The organism is Arthrobacter sp. DMZ02-1R, assembly GCF_057747935.1.
Genome location: NZ_CM173230.1, coordinates 186,483 through 203,431 on the forward strand (window position 1 = coordinate 186,483; position 16,949 = coordinate 203,431).

16 protein-coding genes are annotated in these 16,949 nt (G+C 63.8%); 11 read left to right on the forward strand and 5 right to left on the reverse strand.

The features are described 5' to 3' along the window. Positions 1-45: 45 nt before the first annotated feature. On the reverse strand, positions 46-2,022 hold the full coding sequence (locus AC3ANQ_RS00840; protein WP_488303361.1) for an APC family permease: 1,977 nt from the start codon (positions 2,020-2,022) through the stop codon (positions 46-48). A 366-nt stretch (positions 2,023-2,388) separates the two neighbouring features. On the opposite strand from AC3ANQ_RS00840, the gene AC3ANQ_RS00845 reads away from it, so the two are divergent. Genes AC3ANQ_RS00845 through AC3ANQ_RS00875 form a run of 7 tightly spaced genes read left to right on the forward strand, consistent with a single transcriptional unit; the run spans position 2,389 to position 11,018 of the window. Next, positions 2,389-2,487, forward strand: a complete 99-nt coding sequence (locus AC3ANQ_RS00845) for a potassium-transporting ATPase subunit F (RefSeq protein ID WP_078107172.1) — start codon at positions 2,389-2,391, stop codon at positions 2,485-2,487. Positions 2,488-2,493: 6 nt separating this feature from the next. Continuing rightward, complete coding sequence (kdpA, locus tag AC3ANQ_RS00850) at positions 2,494-4,161, forward strand: potassium-transporting ATPase subunit KdpA (RefSeq protein WP_488303362.1); 1,668 nt, start codon at positions 2,494-2,496, stop codon at positions 4,159-4,161. Then, positions 4,158-6,296 carry a potassium-transporting ATPase subunit KdpB gene (gene kdpB / locus AC3ANQ_RS00855; protein WP_488303363.1) on the forward strand — a complete coding sequence of 713 codons (2,139 nt, stop codon included), beginning with the start codon at positions 4,158-4,160 and terminating at the stop codon, positions 6,294-6,296. The genes kdpA and kdpB overlap by 4 nt, the downstream gene beginning before the upstream one ends. Positions 6,297-6,304: 8 nt before the next feature. Continuing rightward, entirely contained in the window at positions 6,305-6,916 is a 612-nt protein-coding gene (kdpC, locus tag AC3ANQ_RS00860) for a K(+)-transporting ATPase subunit C (protein WP_488303364.1), read from the forward strand. A gap of 57 nt (positions 6,917-6,973) precedes the next feature. Then, the gene (locus AC3ANQ_RS00865; RefSeq protein WP_488303365.1) at positions 6,974-9,622 is read left to right on the forward strand and encodes a DUF4118 domain-containing protein; all 2,649 of its coding nucleotides are present in this window, start codon (positions 6,974-6,976) and stop codon (positions 9,620-9,622) included. After that, the gene (locus tag AC3ANQ_RS00870; RefSeq protein WP_488303366.1) at positions 9,619-10,296 is read left to right on the forward strand and encodes a response regulator; all 678 of its coding nucleotides are present in this window, start codon (positions 9,619-9,621) and stop codon (positions 10,294-10,296) included. Before AC3ANQ_RS00865 ends, AC3ANQ_RS00870 begins: the two co-directional genes overlap by 4 nt. A 26-nt stretch (positions 10,297-10,322) precedes the next feature. Then, positions 10,323-11,018, forward strand: a complete 696-nt coding sequence (locus AC3ANQ_RS00875) for a maleylpyruvate isomerase family mycothiol-dependent enzyme (protein WP_488303367.1) — start codon at positions 10,323-10,325, stop codon at positions 11,016-11,018. A 337-nt stretch (positions 11,019-11,355) separates the two neighbouring features. On the opposite strand, the gene AC3ANQ_RS00880 is transcribed toward AC3ANQ_RS00875, so the two are convergent. Next, the gene (locus AC3ANQ_RS00880; protein ID WP_488303368.1) at positions 11,356-11,490 is read right to left on the reverse strand and encodes a hypothetical protein; all 135 of its coding nucleotides are present in this window, start codon (positions 11,488-11,490) and stop codon (positions 11,356-11,358) included. A gap of 325 nt (positions 11,491-11,815) precedes the next feature. Here AC3ANQ_RS00880 and AC3ANQ_RS00885 point away from each other — a divergent pair, with 325 nt between their 5' ends. Genes AC3ANQ_RS00885 through AC3ANQ_RS00895 form a run of 3 tightly spaced genes read left to right on the forward strand, consistent with a single transcriptional unit; the run spans position 11,816 to position 13,386 of the window. Then, on the forward strand, positions 11,816-12,541 hold the full coding sequence (locus tag AC3ANQ_RS00885) for an SDR family oxidoreductase (protein WP_488303369.1): 726 nt from the start codon (positions 11,816-11,818) through the stop codon (positions 12,539-12,541). A 45-nt stretch (positions 12,542-12,586) separates the two neighbouring features. After that, positions 12,587-13,075: an MmyB family transcriptional regulator gene (locus tag AC3ANQ_RS00890; protein WP_488303370.1), complete on the forward strand. Its 489-nt coding sequence runs from the start codon at positions 12,587-12,589 to the stop codon at positions 13,073-13,075. Further along, entirely contained in the window at positions 13,072-13,386 is a 315-nt protein-coding gene (locus tag AC3ANQ_RS00895; protein WP_488303371.1) for a carboxymuconolactone decarboxylase family protein, read from the forward strand. Before AC3ANQ_RS00890 ends, AC3ANQ_RS00895 begins: the two co-directional genes overlap by 4 nt. A 55-nt stretch (positions 13,387-13,441) precedes the next feature. On the opposite strand, the gene AC3ANQ_RS00900 is transcribed toward AC3ANQ_RS00895, so the two are convergent. Then, the gene (locus AC3ANQ_RS00900) at positions 13,442-13,885 is read right to left on the reverse strand and encodes a hypothetical protein (RefSeq protein WP_488303372.1); all 444 of its coding nucleotides are present in this window, start codon (positions 13,883-13,885) and stop codon (positions 13,442-13,444) included. Between the two features lie 31 nt (positions 13,886-13,916). Further along, positions 13,917-15,011 (reverse strand): hypothetical protein, encoded by a 1,095-nt coding sequence (locus AC3ANQ_RS00905; protein WP_488303373.1) that lies wholly within the window; start codon positions 15,009-15,011, stop codon positions 13,917-13,919. Positions 15,012-15,256: 245 nt separating this feature from the next. On the opposite strand from AC3ANQ_RS00905, the gene AC3ANQ_RS00910 reads away from it, so the two are divergent. Further along, a complete protein-coding gene (locus AC3ANQ_RS00910; protein WP_488303374.1) occupies positions 15,257-16,189 on the forward strand; it encodes an NAD-dependent epimerase/dehydratase family protein in 933 nt (310 codons plus the stop codon). A 45-nt stretch (positions 16,190-16,234) separates the two neighbouring features. Here AC3ANQ_RS00910 and AC3ANQ_RS00915 read toward each other — a convergent pair whose 3' ends face one another. Next, on the reverse strand, positions 16,235-16,939 hold the full coding sequence (locus AC3ANQ_RS00915) for an alpha/beta fold hydrolase (RefSeq protein ID WP_488303375.1): 705 nt from the start codon (positions 16,937-16,939) through the stop codon (positions 16,235-16,237). Positions 16,940-16,949: the final 10 nt, after the last annotated feature.

Sequence of the window (16,949 nt, forward strand, 5' to 3'; positions counted from 1 at the left end):
CGGTGATCACCACGGGGCCTAGGCGGAAAACACCCCCCGCTGAGGTCAGCCGACGTGGACCCAGGGACGCCGGGTGACATCGGGTTCGGCTTCACGCAGGACTTCGCGGGTTACCGGGGCGATCTCACCCTCGCCTAGGAACAGGAAACGCAGGAGATTGATGACCGGGTTTCCTTCGGTCCAGCGGAAGTAGATGTGCGGCATGAGGCCCGTCACGTCCCGGATGTGCAGCAGCACCGAGGCGATGGTGTTGGGCACCACGGGTCCGTGCACTTCCAGGATCTGATGTCCGTGGCGGGTGACTCCACGGACTTCAAGTGCGGTTTCGAAGTCAGAAGAATCGTCCACGATCACTTCCAGGAAGAGTGCCTGGTAGTCGACCGGGATGTGGCTGACCTCGATGGCTGAGGTGAGTTTGTCCCGGTAGGCCTCCGCGGTGAGGCGGAGGGGTTCGTGGGCGATGAGGGCAATCGGGCCGCTGAGGTTGGTGGACATGAATTCGAGCGCCTGGCGATCCAGATGGACGTGGGTGGCGTGCAGTTCAAAGGAGCGCCGGATCCGGGAGAGCAGGGAGATCACGATGATGCCCAGAATGAAGATGGCAGCGATCCTGATGCCTTCGGGACGTTCGAAGATGTTGGCGATGGTGGTGTAAATGAAGACCACCGCGATGACGCCGAATCCGATTGTGCGTTTGCGCTGTCCTGAGCGGCGGGCGGAAAGCGTCACCGCCACCGCTGCCGAGGTCATCAGCACCAGCACGCCGGTGGCGTAAGCACCGCCCTGGGCGTCGACGTCGGCGTTGAAAAGGAAGGTGATCACGAACCCGATGAGGGTAAACACCAGCACCAGGGGGCGCACTGCCCGGGCCCATCCTGGCGCCATTCCATAGCGGGGAAGGTACCGGGGAACCAGGTTCAGGAGCCCGGCCATGGCCGATGCGCCGGCGAACCAGAGGATGGCGATGGTGCTCAGGTCGTACACGGTGCCGAACCCGACGCCGAGGTATTGGTGCGCCAGGAAGGCCAGGGCACGGCCGTCTGCTTGGCCTCCGGGCTGGAATTCCTGCTCCGGGATGAGGACGACTGTGATGAAGCTGGTCGCGATCAGGAACGCACTCATGATGACGGCGGCTGTGGTCAGGAGCCGGCGGGTTCCCTTGATTCGTCCGGCGGGGTGATCTTCGGTGTCGGATCCGTGACCCCGGATTTGGGGCATCACGGCCACGCCGGTTTCGAAGCCTGAAAGGCCGAGGGCGAGTTTGGGAAAGACAAGGAGCGCGATGCCGATCACCATGAAAGGGCTGCCGTGTGAGGTGGACAATGCCTGCCACCATTCGCCGACGGCAACGGTGTGGCTGAACACCTCCGTTAGTGTCACGACGACCACCACGGCGTTCAGCGCCAGATAGAGGACCACGAGGACGACGGCGACGCCGATCGCTTCCTTGAATCCCCTCAGGAAGACCGCCGCCAGTAGTGCCAGCAGGAACAAGGTAACCAGGATGTTCTGTCCCTGCAGCCAGCTGGGTGCTATCGGGTTCTGGATCAGGTGGGCGGTCGCGTCTGCGGCGGAGAGGGTCATGGTGATCATGAAGTCCGTCGCGGCGAATCCCAGCAGGATCAAGACGAAGAGCTTGCCGCCCCAACGGGGAAGAAGGCGTTCGAGCATCGCGATGGAGCCCTCGCCCCGGTGGCTTTCCCCTGCCACCCGTCGATAAACCGGCAACGCGCCGAGCAAGGTGACGGCCACCAACACGATAGTGGCCAAGGGGGAAATCACACCGGCCGCCAAGGCCGCGATCGCTGGCTGGTAGCCCAGGGTGGAGAAGTAGTCCACACCTGTCAGGCACATGACCTGCCACCACGAATGTTTCTTCAAATGGGCGTCGCTCGCCGCGCCGGGGCCCTGGTGGATTCCTTTGGCGTCCTGCAGACCGAACAGGAGCCAGGTCCTCAAGGACGCCATGCCCCCTGGTCGCGGTGTCGATGGATCAGCCGGCGGCCTGCTCAGGGTAGTCATGGTGTCCTTTCCGCGCGACGCACAACACCGCGATCATTGCTGAAGATAGCACCGATTGCAGGTCTATTTGCTGGTTGAAACCGATCTTGATGAATCCTTAACGTCGATGTCCGGGAATCCACGCTGCACCTGTTAAGAGGCCATCAAGATTCAGGCCAGGGGTATTAAGAACTCGTCAGGACGGCCTTTTCGCCGCCTGCCAAGGAGTTGACTGGCATCAGCCCCGCAAACGGGGCGCGGATGAAAGGACGTTCCAGTGGCCGACGTGGCTGTTGTGGGGATCTTCGTGGTGTCCATGGGGATCGTGATGTGGATAGCCCACCTTTTGGGGAAAATTGTCGACAGTGATGGGCCGGTGAACGGGCAATGAGCGCGGACGCCGTGATGTGGCTGGTCCTGTTCATTGCAGGCCTGTGTTTGTTCGGCTACCTGCTGGCCGTCTTGATCCACCCGGAAAAGTGGTGATTCCGGATGGTTTTCAGCATTGCCTCGTTCGTCACCCAGGTGGCCGTCCTGCTCTTGTTGTTGGTCTTGATGCACAAGCCGCTGGGGGTCTATCTCGCCCTCGTGTTTGAAGGCAAGAAGTCGACCCGCGTGGAGCGGTTGTTCTACCGGCTGGCCGGAGTGGATGCGGGCGCCGAACAGAGCTGGTCGATTTACCTGCGCAGTGTCCTGGCCTTCTCTGCAGTGTCCATCCTGGTGGTGTTCCTGCTCCAGCGGCTCCAAGGCGTCCTGCCCGGAAACAATTCCCTGCCTGGCGTAGACCCTTGGATGGCCATGAACACGGCCATCTCCTTTACCACCAACACCAACTGGCAGACCTACGTACCTGAGTCCACGGTGGGTATCTTCGTGCAGATGTGCCTCCTGGCCGTGCAGAACTTCCTGTCGGCCGCCGTCGGAATTGTTGTAGTGGTCGCGCTGATCCGCGGCATCGTGCGAACCCGGACGGACAGGTTGGGGAACTTCTGGGTGGACCTGACCCGCACCTCGTTCCGTGTGCTGCTTCCGATGGCTGCGCTCGCGGCGATTGTGATGGTGATTGGCGGCGTCGTGCAGAATTTCTGGTCAACCGACGTCATCAACCAGGCAACAGGTGTCACCCAGACCATCCCCGGTGGGCCGGTAGCCTCCCAAGAAGCCATTAAGATCCTGGGCACGAACGGCGGCGGCTACTTCAATGCGAATTCGGCCCATCCGTTCGAGAACCCGAACGTCTTCATCAGCCTGTTCCAAGTCTTCCTGATCCTGCTCATTCCCTCTGCCCTGCCTTATGCCTATGGCCGCATGGTGGGGGACCAGCAGCAGGGGTACACGGTAGTCGGTGTCATGGGCACGCTCTGGCTGAGCTCCACCGCCCTGATGGGCTGGGCCGTCGCCTCCGCGCAAGGAACCGCGACGGCGGCTGCCGGAGGCTTGGGGGAAGGCTTCGAGCAGCGACTCGGCGCCGCCCAGAGTGCAATTTTTGCCACGGCCACCACCTTGACGTCCACGGGAGCCATCAACGTGGCCCACGATTCCCTGCCGCCCCTCGCCGGTGGAGTCGCCATGGTGAACATGATGCTCGGTGAGGTGGCTCCCGGAGGCACAGGTTCAGGGCTCTATGGCCTGCTCATCCTCGCGATTGTCTCCGTGTTCATCGCCGGGCTCATGGTTGGCCGCACCCCGGAATTCCTTGGAAAGAAGATCGGACCCCGGGAAATGAAACTCACTGCCATGTACATCCTGGTGACGCCCGTGGTGGTGTTGGCGCTCGCTGGAATCACGGTCCTGCTGCCGGACGCCATGGCCAACGCACCAGCCTCCGGACCGCACCAATTCAGCGAAGTGCTCTATGCCTTCACGTCCGGAGCCAACAACAACGGCTCGGCCTTCGGTGGAATTACCAGCTCTGGACCGTATCTGTCCACGATGATGGGACTCGCCATGCTGCTGGGCCGTTTCCTGCCCATCGTGTTGGTGCTGGCCTTGGCCGGTTCTCTTGCAAAACAATCCAAGATCCCGGCGTCGTCCGGCACGGTCCCGAGCCACGGCTGGCTCTTTGGTTCCCTCTTGCTCGGCGTCACAGTCATCATGACCGCCTTGAGCTACTTCCCTGCCCTTTCCTTGGGCCCCCTCGCAGAAGGACTCCTTAAATGACCAAGTCCGGCACGGCATTCGCCAAGGACACGGCCGCCCTGACCTACGCAGACGGCAATCCCCTAGGCACTCCGGGGGAGCACAAGCACCACACGAAGGCCCCGGCCAAGCTCGACCTTGCCAGCATGCGGTCCGCCCTGCCGGTTGCGGTGCGGAAACTGGGGCCACGCCAGATGATCCACTCTCCGGTGATGTTCACAGTGCTGGTTGGGGCCGCTCTCTGCACGGCCATATGCATCTTCAAACCGGCCGTCTTCGGCATCGCGGTGACGGCGTGGCTTTGGCTGACGGTGCTCTTCGGTACCTTGTCGGAAGCCATCGCAGAGGGCCGCGGCAAGGCCCAAGCAGACAGCCTTCGGGCCAGCAGGAAGGGCGTTGTCGCACGGCTTCGTCTGGAGGATGGCACCCTCAAGGAGGTGCCGGGAACGGAACTGCGGAAGAACGACGTCGTCATCTGCGAAGCCGGGGACGTCATCCCTTCCGACGGCGAAATCATCGAAGGCCTGGCCAGCGTGGACGAGTCCACCATCACCGGTGAATCGGCGCCCGTGATCCGTGAATCGGGCGGCGACCGTTCTTCGGTGACAGGCGGCACCAAGGTCCTCTCCGACCAGATCGCCATCCGCATCACGGCGGAAGCCGGCGAGACGTTCATCGACCGGATGATCAAGCTCGTGGAAGGCGCAGTCAGGCAGAAGACGCCCAACGAAATTGCCCTCCACGTCCTCCTTGTCTCCCTGACTATCGTGTTCCTGGCCGTCACCATGAGCCTGGCACCGTTCGCGTCCCCCGCGGGCGCAACGCCGTCGCCAATCGTGCTGGTGGCGCTCTTGGTCTGCCTGATCCCGACGACCATCGGGGCGTTGGTGCCGGCCATCGGCATCGCCGGCATGGACCGCTTGGTGCAGCACAACGTGTTGGCCACCTCCGGCCGCGCCGTGGAGACCGCCGGAGACATCACCACGCTCCTGCTCGACAAGACCGGCACCATCACATATGGCAACCGGCGCGCGGTCAATTTCTTCCCCGCCCACGACGTCGAGCGGACCGAACTCATAGAAGCAGCCCGGCTCTCCAGCCTGGCCGACGAGACGCCCGAAGGACGTTCGATCGTGGAGCTCGCTACGGAAAAGGGTGTCAGCGGCCCGGACCTCGCTGCGCTCCTCAAGGACTCGGAGGACTTCGCGGTTGTCGAGTTCAGCGCAAGCACGCGCATGAGCGGCCTGGACCTCGACGGACGGAAGATCCGCAAGGGCGCCGCAACCGCCGTCGCCAAGTTTGTCGCAGACGCCGGCGGTCAGACACCCGCCGAGGTGGACAGCAAGGTGCGGGAGATCTCGGCCCAGGGCGGCACCCCGCTGTTGGTGGCTGGCGTCGGGCACGACGGCGGAGCCCGGGTCCTGGGCACTATCCACCTTGCTGATGTGGTCAAGCCGGGAATGCACGCCCGCTTCGCCGAACTCCGGAAGATGGGCATCCGCACGGTGATGATCACGGGCGACAACCCCATCACGGCGAAGGCGATCGCCGCAGAGTCCGGCGTCGACGATTTCGTCGCCGAGGCCACTCCGGAAGACAAGCTGGCCGTCATCAAGGAGGAGCAATCGCAAGGCCGGCTGGTGGCCATGACCGGCGATGGCACCAACGATGCCCCCGCGCTCGCCGCGGCGGACGTCGGCGTCGCCATGAACTCAGGTACACCTGCTGCTAAGGAAGCCGCCAACATGGTGGATTTGGATTCGGATCCCACCAAACTCATCAACATCGTGGGGATCGGCAAACAGTTGCTCATCACCCGCGGTGCGCTGACCACCTTCTCGGTCGCGAACGACGTCGCAAAGTACTTCGCAATCGTTCCAGCACTGTTCACGGCGGCGTTTCCGGGGCTCGGCCTCTTGAACGTCATGGGCTTGTCCTCGCCGTCGTCGGCCATCCTGTCCGCGGTGATCTTCAACGCCTTGATCATCATCGCCCTGGTTCCGCTCGCCTTGCGCGGCGTCAAATACCGGGCAGTCTCGGCGACGCAAGCCTTGGCCAGGAACCTGGCGATCTATGGCCTCGGCGGCCTTGTGGCACCTTTCATCGGGATCAAGCTCATCGACCTTCTTATTTCCCTCATCCCCGGCATCAGCTAGGAGCCACCGTGAACACCTTTTCCGGCTATCTTCGGCAAGCAGGAACGGCCCTGCGGTTCCTGCTCCTCGCCACCGTTGTCCTCGGATTGATCTACCCGCTGGCGATTTTCGGCATCGGACAGGCTGTTGCGCCGTTCCAGGCCAATGGCTCCATTGTGAAAGACTCGGCCGGCCGTCCGGCCGCCTCGGTGCTGATCGCGCAGGTCGCAGCCGATGAGGCCGGCACGCAGAACCCGCTGTGGTTCCATGCCCGCCCCTCGGCGGCCAAGTGGGACCCGGGGGCGTCCACTGCCAGCAACCTGGGACCCAACGATCCCAAACTGCTCGACGCCGTCAAGGCCAATCGCGCCGCTATCGCCGCCGCCGAGGGGGTCAAGGAGTCAGACGTCCCGGCCGACGCCGTAACTGCCAGCGGTTCCGGACTGGACCCGGAGATCTCGCCCGCCTATGTTCGCCTGCAAGTACCCAGGGTGGCCAAGGCGCACGGGCTGAGTATTGAGACCGTCCAGGCAATGGTGGACCGGCGCACGGTCGCGGGACTTGAGGCCTTCCTGGGGCAGCCGTCCGTCAACGTCACGGAACTGAACCTGGACATAGCGGCGGCGGTACCGGCCAAGTGACGGTGCCAGGCCTCGCCGCGCCGTACCGCCGCGTTCAACAAGTGAAAGAATGACCACATGGCACGGGCAACGCTGCGCATTTTCCTCGGGGCAGCCCCGGGGGTCGGGAAGACCTACGCCATGCTCGAAGAGGCACATCGGCTGAGCGGACGTGGTGAGGACGTGGTGGTGGCCTTCGCCATGGACCATGGGCGCAGCGACACCCGTGCCTTGATGGACGGACTGGAAGTCATCCCGCCGCACACTATCGCGTACCGGGACACGGTGTTCGAGGAGATGGACCTCGACGCAGTTTTGGCGCGCAAGCCGCGGATCGCCGTCGTCGATGAATACGCCCACTCGAACATCCCCGGAAGCCGCAATCCCAAACGCTGGCAGGACGTCGAGGAACTGCTCGACGCCGGCATCAACGTCCTCTCCACCGTCAACGTGCAGCATCTGGCCTCCTTGGGGGACGTCGTGAGCGCCATCACCGACGTTCGGCAGGCGGAGACAGTGCCCGACGACGTCGTGCGGCGTGCCGATCAAATCCACCTTGTGGACATCTCGCCGGAGCTGTTGCGGCAACGATTGGGCGACGGCAAGATCTATTCGGCGGACAAGATCGACGCCGCGCTGTCAAACTATTTCCGGATGGGCAACCTGACGGCCCTGCGGGAACTGGCACTGCTGTGGCTCGCTGACCGTGTGGACGAAGGGCTCGCGAAATACCGCTCGGAGCAGGGGATCGAGGCGAGTTGGCCGGCCCGCGAGCGGATTGTCATTGGCCTCACGGGCGGGCCTGAAGGCGAAGTCCTCATCCGCCGGGCCGCCCGGATCCTCAAACGCGTCAACGGCGGCGACTTGCTCGCCGTGCACGTCCGCGCCGCCGACGGGGTGGCCTCCGAATCGCCGCAGGCGCTGGAAGCCCAGCGGCTATTGGTCCGGGATCTGGGCGGGAGCTACCACACGGTGGCAGGGGAGGATCCTGCGAAGGCTTTGCTTGACTTCGCCCGCAGCGTTAACGCGACGCAAATCGTCGTCGGGATTTCCCGGCGTCGGTCCCTCGTTGGCAGGCTGACCGGCCGGGGGATCGGCAACCGGGTGGTGCGGGATTCCGGTGACATCGACGTGCACATGGTGTCGCATCCCTTGGGCGGCCGGGGCGTTGACCGTCCGCGGCAGCGGGACCTTGGGCGTGCCAGGGTGACGATCGGATTTGCGATGGCGGTGGTCCTTCCAGTTCTTTTGCAGCTCCTGCTGGCCGCGAGTCCGTCGCACAACATTGCGACGGCCGTGCTCCTCCAACTGACGGGCTCGGTTGCCGTGGCGCTAGTCGGCGGGTTGTGGCCCGCCCTGCTCGGTGCCCTATGGAGCAGCCTGCTGGTGAATTACTTCTCCATACCGCCCGTGGGCACCCTGACCATCAGCGACCCCGAGAACATCCTTGCTTTGCTGGTCTTCGTGGGTGTTTCAGCCGCTGTGGCCGCCGTGGTGGACGTCTCGGCCAGGCGTTCCAAGGAGGCCGCCCGTGCTCGTGCCGAAGCCACCACCTTAGGTGACCTCACGCGTGGAGCCTCGAGCGCCGAGGACACCGTCGAAGGACTCTTGAAGCAAGCGCTGGACGTGTTCCAGATGCGCGGGGCAGCACTGTTCAGGGCAACAGGCGCGGGTTCCGCGGGCGCAGCTACCGGCGGGTGGCGCCTCGTCGCCAAAGCCGGAGAGGCCGCACCCCTTCCTCCCGACGGCGCCGACAACACCGAACAGATCGACGCCGGAACCCGCTTGGTCCTATCCGGCCGAATCCTGCCCGCCAGCGACCGCCGGCTGCTGAGCGCCTTCGGCGCGCATCTATCGGCCCAGCTCGAGCGGCGCCAATTGGCGGCCAGCCGCCGTGAGGTCATGCGCTTGGCGGAAAGCAACACCATGCGCACCTCCATCCTGCGCGCCGTCTCCCATGACCTCCGGACTCCGCTGGCCGGGATCAAATTGGCCGTGGGCGGCTTGCGGCAAAGCAACGTCCACTACACGCCCGAGGAGGAGCAGGAACTCTTGGCAACCATCGAGGAATGCTCGGACAGGCTCGACGTCCTCGTCGGGAACCTGCTGGACATGTCCCGCATTACCTCGGACTCGGTGAACGCGCTCATCCGCCCGGTGCGATGGTACGAAGTGATTCCGGCCGCCCTGCATGGCGTACCGCAGGGGAGGGTGCGCGTCGACCTGCCCGGAAACATGCCAGAGATCGACGCCGACTCCGGAATGCTGGAACGAGTCATCGCCAACATCGTGGAGAACGCCATCAAATACGCTCCGGACTCGGATGTGGTCCTGGTGGGTGCAGCAGGCGGCCTCAGCTCCTCAACCCTGGACGGGAGGCCGTCAGGAGAGCTGCGCATCATCGATCACGGCCAAGGAGTCCCCGCCGAAAGCGTCGTCAGGATGTTCCAGCCGTTCCAGCGGCTCAACGACGTTCCTTCCACCACCGGGGTTGGCCTTGGCCTCGCTGTAGCCAAGGGATTCACGGAAGCGATGGGAGGCACACTCACCGCGGAAGAGACTCCAGGTGGTGGTTTGACTATGGTCATCCGGCTGCCGTTATCTACAGGGGTCGCGTTCCCGCATGAGGAGGCGCAAGCTCCCTTGGAAGCGCAATCGGTGCTCTTGGAGCGCCGCCGCATGCCGCCGTCGGGCAGTCCCCATGACGCCTCCAGGGAGGCGAGATGAGCAACGTCCTGGTGGTGGACGACGATCCCCATATCGTCAAGGCCTTGCGGATTACGCTTCAAGCCCACGGCTACAGTGTGGCCACCGCGTCCGACGGCGAATCGGCCCTGCGCGCTGCCGCCCAGCATCCGGTGGGCGTACTGATCCTCGACCTGGGGTTGCCGGATATTGACGGAACCACGGTCATTACCCGGTTGCGTGCGTGGAGCAACGTGCCCATCCTGGTGCTCTCCGCCCGGCATGGCTCCGACGACAAAGTTGAAGCTCTGGACGCGGGCGCGGACGATTACATCACCAAGCCGTTCGGGCTCGATGAGCTGCTGGCCCGCCTCCGGGCGATCCTGCGGCGAACCGCCGATCCGGGCGAAGAGCCGCCCGTGCTGGTCACCGACTCGTTCACGGTGGACCTGGCCATGAGGCGCGTGACGCGGGACGGCGTGGACGTCCGGCTGACGCCGACCGAGTGGGGGATCCTGGATCTCTTCGTGCGGAACCCGGAGAAGCTGATCACCCAGCAACAGCTCCTCAGCGAGGTCTGGGGGCCGGCCTACGCCAAGGAGGCCAACTACCTGCGCGTGTACATGGCCCAGCTACGCCGGAAACTGGAACCGGAGCCCGGGAACCCTCGCCACCTGATCACCGAGGCAGGGATCGGCTACCGGTTCATGCCGTGAGGCCGGCGGCAGTCTATGCTCGACCCATGTGGCCCGATCTCTACCTCGCCGAGCTGTCCATCTGCGTCGATCAACTCCGCATCCTTGCCAGGCAACCTGAAGAAAAGCTTGTACATTCGGTTCCCGCCTGTCCGGGTTGGACACTCGACGGACTTTTCGGGCACCTCGGCTCGATCGAACGGTGGGCTGCGGAGATTGTTCTTGGGGGAAAGCTCGTCGAGGAACGTCCTGCCCCTTCCGTCGGCGCTGCAGGGTGGTTCCTCGAGGGGTCTAACTCCTTTCTTGACACAATGGCGAGGCTTGATCCCGAGAAAGAGTGCTGGACTTTCGGGCCCCCTCCCCGCAAGGCCGGATTCTGGCTCAGGCGCCAGGCGCACGAACACGCGATCCACCTTGTCGACGCCCGCATGGCATCAGATCTGGAGGCCCCCGCGTTCAGCGAGGACTTCATGTTCGATGGAATCGGCGAGGTCTTGGAAATGTTCACCCCTCGCCAGTTGAGGCTGGCGCGGATGCCGCAACCGGAAGCGGCGGTGACCTTCAACGTCCCGGGATCCGGCAACTGGACCATTGGTACGGGGCCCGTCGCGGCGTCGATTACTGCGCCTCTGCGCAGCATGTATCTCGGTCTCTGGGGACGTTCAGACCTCACAGGCAACGCCGTCATCGAGGGGGATGCATCCCTTGCGCTCCGTGTCCTGGAAGGGCCAATGACGCCCTGAGAATCCTCGGACGCCTAAGCGGCTGCCGATACCGCCTTGATCTTTGGTGGGCCGGTCTTGTGGCTCGGCCACGCCGGACTTATCTCCCAAGTTGCCGCTCAGTAGGTAGAGTCGAAGCCATGACTCGCCGGAAGGTTCCAGCTGCCCTTGTCGCGATTCCTTTCGCTTTGTGCCTGATCGCACTTGCACCGGCAGGGACCGCGGTGGCCGCGCCTTGCGATTCGCCGGGCCTTCTTGGACTGGTCGGCGTGTGCTCTCCCGGCGGCTCCGCAACTCCCGGGCCGTCGGGCAAACCCACCCAGCCAGTTACGCCCAGTCCGCCGGTACAACCGCAACCTCAGCCGGATCCGGGAGCCACGGTTCCGGCTGGTGGGGCCTCACCCCCGTCGCCGGTGGCGACCGTGGAGCAGGACCCGACCAAGACCGCGCCACCAGCTGCGACAGTGTCCGCGGCGCCGTCGCCGATCGCCACTAACCCTGCTCCTTCGGCTCAGAATTCAGCGTCGGCGGTGGGTCCCAGGTTTGGCCCCGGCGGCCCCGCCCCGAGCAGGCAGCCCGTGGCACCGACATTGTCTGTGGCGGGGTTGCTGTTGGCCTTTGGCGGAGCACTGATCGCCGCCGGGGGCATGGTGGGTCTCAGAAGATATCCGTCGCTTTAAGCCTGAACACCCGGCGTCCCACCGCGAACACCCGGCGTCCCGCTGCGAAACAGGTAAAGACCGGCCCTCCCTCATTGTGTTGCGCGTTCCTAGGATTGAAAGCGAAGCAGACAATCCTACTGAACGAGGGACAAAACAATGAGTAGTGGAAAAGGACGGGTAGCCGTCATCACCGGCGCGTCGTCGGGAATCGGGGCCGCAACGGCGAGGGCGCTCGCTGCGGATGGGTACCGTGTGGCGTTGCTTGCACGAAGGGTCGACCGGATCCAGGCGCTGGCGGATGAGCTCGGGGATGGCGCCATTGCCATTGAGGCGGATGTCACCGACCGCGGCTCCCTGCTTGCCGCTGCGGAACGGGTCAAGGCCGAGTTTGGCGGGACTGACGTTTTGGTAAACAACGCGGGGATCATGCTGCTCGGGCCGTTCTCTCCGGATCAGCAGGACGACTACCGCCAAATGATCGAGGTGAACCTGATCGGCGCGATCACAGCAACCGAGGTTTTCCTGGACCAGCTCCGAGATGGTGGCGGGGACCTGGTGAACATTTCTTCCGTTGCCGGCAGGACGGCCCGGCCCGGCAATGGCGTCTACGCCGCGACGAAGTGGGGTATCAACGGTTGGTCGGAATCGCTACGGCAGGAACTGCAACCAGGGGTTCGCGTGACGGTCATCGAACCGGGGGCGGTTGCCACCGAGTTGCCAAGCCACATCACGCACGAACAGACCAGGGCGGGCGCTGAGGCGATGTACAGCCAGGTGGCTGTCACGGCAGAGGACATCGCCGAAGTCATCGCGTTCGCCGTCAGCCGGCCCCGACGCCTGACCATCAACGAGATCCTGCTGCGCCCCGCAGGCCAGGCCTGAATCGGCGAACCCGTGCGTCGCCGTCGTCGAAACTGAGGCAACGAAATGGATAACAGGACCGAGGTCCGGGACTTCCTGACGTCCCGCCGTGCCGCCCGGTTCCTTTTCCTGGACCCGCGCGCGGCGGACTTCGACCCCGACTGGCCGGAGATGGCCCGCGGCATGGTCGCAACGCTGCGCGCCGAGGCCGGCAGGCACCCCTACGACAAAGGCCTGACCGACCTCATCGGCGAACTCGCGACCCACAGCGAACCCTTCCGCCAGCTCTGGGCCTCACACGAAGTCCTCACCCATCGCAACGGCACCAAGCGCCTGCGGCACCCCGTCGTCGGTGATTTGGAACTCGCGTACGAGGCCATGCAACTGGCCACGGACGAGGGCCTGACGCTGCTCATCTACGCCGCCGAACCCGGCTCCCGGTCCGAGGAAGGGCTCCGTCTGCTCAACAGCTGGACACCCGCGGAGGACGCTGAAGGCACCGAAGGCCCGCCCTTCGCCCCGGCCGGAGAATCACGAACAAGGAGAACAACATGACCGAACAATCCCGCGCCCAGCAACTCGTCGGGGACATCTCGCCCAAACTGGCCTCACTCACCGACGAGGTGCTCTTCGCCGACGTCTGGGAACGGACCGAGTTGGCCAAGCGCGACCGGAGCCTCATTACTGTTGCGAGTCTCGTCACGAGCGGCAGCACCGAACAGCTTTTTGGACACCTGCGCCTGGCGAAGGCCAACGGGCTGACCGAGGTCGAATTGAGCGAGGCAATCACGCATTTGGCGTTTTACGCGGGCTGGCCGAAGGCGATGTCCGCAATGGCGGTCGCCAAGCAGGTGTTTGCCGAGTAGCAGCGTTCACGTCCGTGGACGCCTGGTGCCTCAATCTCCGTTTACTTCCGGAAGTTCAGCCCTGAGGGGGTTGCCCTTGGAGAGAGGCGATCTGTGCACGCGCGGCCTCGATGAGCTCATTGTTGGTGTTGGCGTGGCCGTTGAGGCCCCAACCGCCGTCGGGCGCTTCTGTGAGCAGAACCCAGGTGCGTTCGGGTAGCGTCGGGTCCGCCGCGGCGGTTGCGATGAGGGCGGTGAGCTGTTCGACCAAGACGAGCTGTTTGTCGCGGTCCAATGCGCCCGCGTTCGTGAGCACCTGGACCCGCACGTAGCCGCTGTCGCCGTCGACATTCGACAGGTCCCCTTCCGGGAGTTCATGGATGAATGCTGCCGTGTTCTTTCGGAACATCGGAATGTCCGGAACCTGCTCCACCCGCATCACGGTCGATGCCAGGTCAACCGCGAGCTGGTGCTTGTCTGCAAAGGTCCCGGTGGTGGCATATACGTCGATCATCGGCATGATGCTTCTCCTTTTCTATGTCGGTCAACCTTTAGCGTGTCCTCCGCTGGCCAAGCATTTGCGGATCGTCTGGCTTTACTTCCTTTGAGGTACGGTTCTTCGGCCGGTACGGCATTGTCGGTTCTGACGGGAATCGCCGCGGGCCGCTCCACATTGAAGGCGGGGCGTCGATTGCGTAGGCGAGGGCGTACGCCACCTTTTCGTAGTTGACGCGCCAGCCCCTGAAGTGGGGCCAGGCTTGCTCGGCTGTCACTTCAACCGGGTAGTCGACGGTTCGCAGGAGCTCCACTGCTGCCTGGAAGTCTTCGAAAGTCACGTCGAGTGGGGAATCGGGATCGGGATCATCGTCCACCGGGATACGAATGGCCCGCGCCACTTGATTCAGGCAGGTAAACCCCATCCGAAGAACCAGCCGCGCCCGGGTACTCGGAGCAGACCCCGGACTCAACGAAAGCTGCAACGCAGCCGCGTCCATCACGCTGAGCAGGGAGTTGAGCCAGTTCGATTGCGGAGACGGTGAACGGAACCACACCAACGTGAGGTAAGTGCTGTGTGATTCGGCCACATCAGCGGCCCACCGCTCCCAGATGCGATAGAGATCGCTAAGTTCGCTGGTGCTGTTCTGAGCGGCCATGCCAAACCGTGTGCGCACCAAAAGCTCAGGTCCCCACGACGGCGAGCCTGCTCTGGACACCAGGAGCGTGACTTCCGCTTCACGCCTGTTGAAGGCCGCATAAAGCGTTGGCAGGTAGCCAATCTGTAAAGCGATGACTATCAACCCGGTGTACGCGGCCGCGTACACCAACACTGTGTTGCCAACGTTCGACGGCGCAGCGTAGCCGAGCGTGAACATCGCGGAGCCAGCTTCGCTAGCGGCTTGCCAGATGTCACCGTCGACGAAGGGAAGAAGCAGGAGGCTGAACGACAAGTCGAACAGGATCACCCAAACAAGCAAGCGGACGAATAGCGACATCGGAGACTGCCAGGCAAGGATCCGGTCACGAACTTCGTATGAGGTTACGTGTTTTGTGATGGCAAAGAAGATTTTCATCGTGGCCAGGGCAGTCACCCGTGAAAGGGTGCTGTTCAGCGGCCGCGGCACTATCAGCGTTCCGATGACACTCATCCAGTTCAGGAGCAATCCAACCATCCCGACCGAAAAACACGCCCACACGATTACTGTCAATACACTCTTTCGACAATGCCGGACACCAATTCAGCCACTGTCCAAGGGAAGGAGGACAAAGCTGGTGAGGCTCGTATCATTCATGCCCCCTCGAATCTTGTCAAGGGTGATGGCCTCCTTCGTGTTGTAGGGTGTGCGATGTCACCCAGCAACGGATTGGCCGGACAGCTCAGGAGATAACCATCGTGGCAAGCCAACTCATCCTCGGCGCGGGACTCGTAGGCGGGACCCTTGCGAGGCAGCTCACCGCCCGTGGAGACCAAGTCACTCTCGGCACCCGCAGCGGCACTACGGTCCCTGGTGCGGCTCCAGTGAAGCTGGACGCAGGCAACCCTGCCGCCGTCACGCAGGCCGCACGCGGAGCCGACACAATCTTCGTTTGCACCAACCCGCCGTACACCGACTGGGTAGCAGACTGGCCTCCGATCTTCGACGCCGTGATCAAGGCGGCGCGTGACTCCGGGGCAGCTCTTGTGCTCATGGGTAACCTCTATGCCTACGGCTCCCCGGACGGTCCGATGACCGAGCACTCACCGCTCGCCACGACCGAGAAAAAGGGCCTGGTGCGCAAGGCGGGCTGGGAGAAGGTGTTGGCCGCGCACGAACGCGGTGAACTCCGGGCGGCCGAGGTTCGGGCGAGCGACTACTTCGGCCCAGGGGCCGCTGGCATGTCAACGCACCTCGGTAGTGGCTTTTTCGAACCGGTGTTGGCTTCCAAAACGGCGCGCGTCGTTGGAGACCCAGCACTAGAGCACAGCTGGAGCTTTCTGCCCGATATCGCCGCGACGCTGATCGCAGCTGCAGACCACACGGGCAAATGGGGCCGTGCTTGGCATGTGCCGAGTGCGTCCGTCCCGCGCTCGGAAATCGTGCGGCAGGTGAATGAGCGCTGGGGAGTGAAGGGCCGGGTCGCCGCGATCCCGCAGTGGACACTCAGGGCCCTCGGTACGGTCATTCCCATCCTGCGCGAGATCTCAGCCTCAAGCTACCAATTCAGGACGCCCTTCGTGATTGACTCCACGGAGACTCAGAAGATCCTGGGCGTCACGGCAACACCATGGGACGAAGCGCTGGAAGTCACGGTGGACAGCTACCGCAAGCCCCCAAAGAGCAGCTAAGGCACATACGAGGCTGAGTAGAGTCGCTACGCACCCAAACAGCCCTTAACCAGTCCGCTCAACCGCGGCGAGAATGGCTTCCCCGAGTTCGGTCGGCCTGGTGAACTGGGGCCAGTGTCCGGTGGGCAGATCCATGAATTCGACATCGTTGATGCGCGCGAGCTCGGCCACGAAGGGGTGGCCGGATTCGATCCATTCGCCGAGCAGGCTGGAGGGGAACTCGCACGCGATGATGGTGGCCGGGACGTCGTAGCGGCGAACATCGTGCAGCCGCTGTTTATCGGTGGCCACGTTCATTGGTTCCGGGATGGCGCGTGCGCGGAAGGCGGCGCGCAGCTCGTCATTGAGGTCCACGAGGTCCTCATTTTCGAAAAGCTCCCATGGTGGCAAGGGCACGGCGTCGCCCTCGACCGGCAGTTCGTCGTTGATGACGCCGCCCTCGCCGAGCGGGCCGCTGTCCACATAGACCGCCCGGACCACGCGGTCCGGGCGAGCGTCGACGGCGCCGTGGATGATGGCACCTCCGCCGGAGTGGCCGACAAGAACAACAGGCTTGCCGACGGCGTCGACAGCTGCCACTACGGCGTCGATGTGATCCCTAAGACCGATGCCGGACCGTGGGGCATCAACGGCCTCCAGCCCGGGCAGGGTGAGTGGGTGGACGGTGTGTCCCGCTGCAACGAGCGGCGGCGTGACCTCCGACCATGATGAGGCGTCCAACCAGAATCCGGGAACCATGATGATGTCCATGCCGGTACCC

Coding starts and splice junctions, on each gene's coding strand:
- kdpA (WP_488303362.1), top strand. CDS start 2,494: ATGGTTTTCAGCATTGCCTCGTTCGTCACCCAGGTGGCCGTCCTGCTC.
- AC3ANQ_RS00915 (WP_488303375.1), bottom strand. CDS start 16,939: ATGGACATCATCATGGTTCCCGGATTCTGGTTGGACGCCTCATCATGG.
- AC3ANQ_RS00840 (WP_488303361.1), bottom strand. CDS start 2,022: ATGACTACCCTGAGCAGGCCGCCGGCTGATCCATCGACACCGCGACCA.
- AC3ANQ_RS00865 (WP_488303365.1), top strand. CDS start 6,974: ATGGCACGGGCAACGCTGCGCATTTTCCTCGGGGCAGCCCCGGGGGTC.
- kdpB (WP_488303363.1), top strand. CDS start 4,158: ATGACCAAGTCCGGCACGGCATTCGCCAAGGACACGGCCGCCCTGACC.
- AC3ANQ_RS00890 (WP_488303370.1), top strand. CDS start 12,587: ATGGATAACAGGACCGAGGTCCGGGACTTCCTGACGTCCCGCCGTGCC.
- AC3ANQ_RS00895 (WP_488303371.1), top strand. CDS start 13,072: ATGACCGAACAATCCCGCGCCCAGCAACTCGTCGGGGACATCTCGCCC.
- AC3ANQ_RS00845 (WP_078107172.1), top strand. CDS start 2,389: ATGAGCGCGGACGCCGTGATGTGGCTGGTCCTGTTCATTGCAGGCCTG.
- AC3ANQ_RS00905 (WP_488303373.1), bottom strand. CDS start 15,011: ATGAGTGTCATCGGAACGCTGATAGTGCCGCGGCCGCTGAACAGCACC.
- AC3ANQ_RS00870 (WP_488303366.1), top strand. CDS start 9,619: ATGAGCAACGTCCTGGTGGTGGACGACGATCCCCATATCGTCAAGGCC.
- AC3ANQ_RS00900 (WP_488303372.1), bottom strand. CDS start 13,885: ATGCCGATGATCGACGTATATGCCACCACCGGGACCTTTGCAGACAAG.
- AC3ANQ_RS00875 (WP_488303367.1), top strand. CDS start 10,323: ATGTGGCCCGATCTCTACCTCGCCGAGCTGTCCATCTGCGTCGATCAA.
- AC3ANQ_RS00885 (WP_488303369.1), top strand. CDS start 11,816: ATGAGTAGTGGAAAAGGACGGGTAGCCGTCATCACCGGCGCGTCGTCG.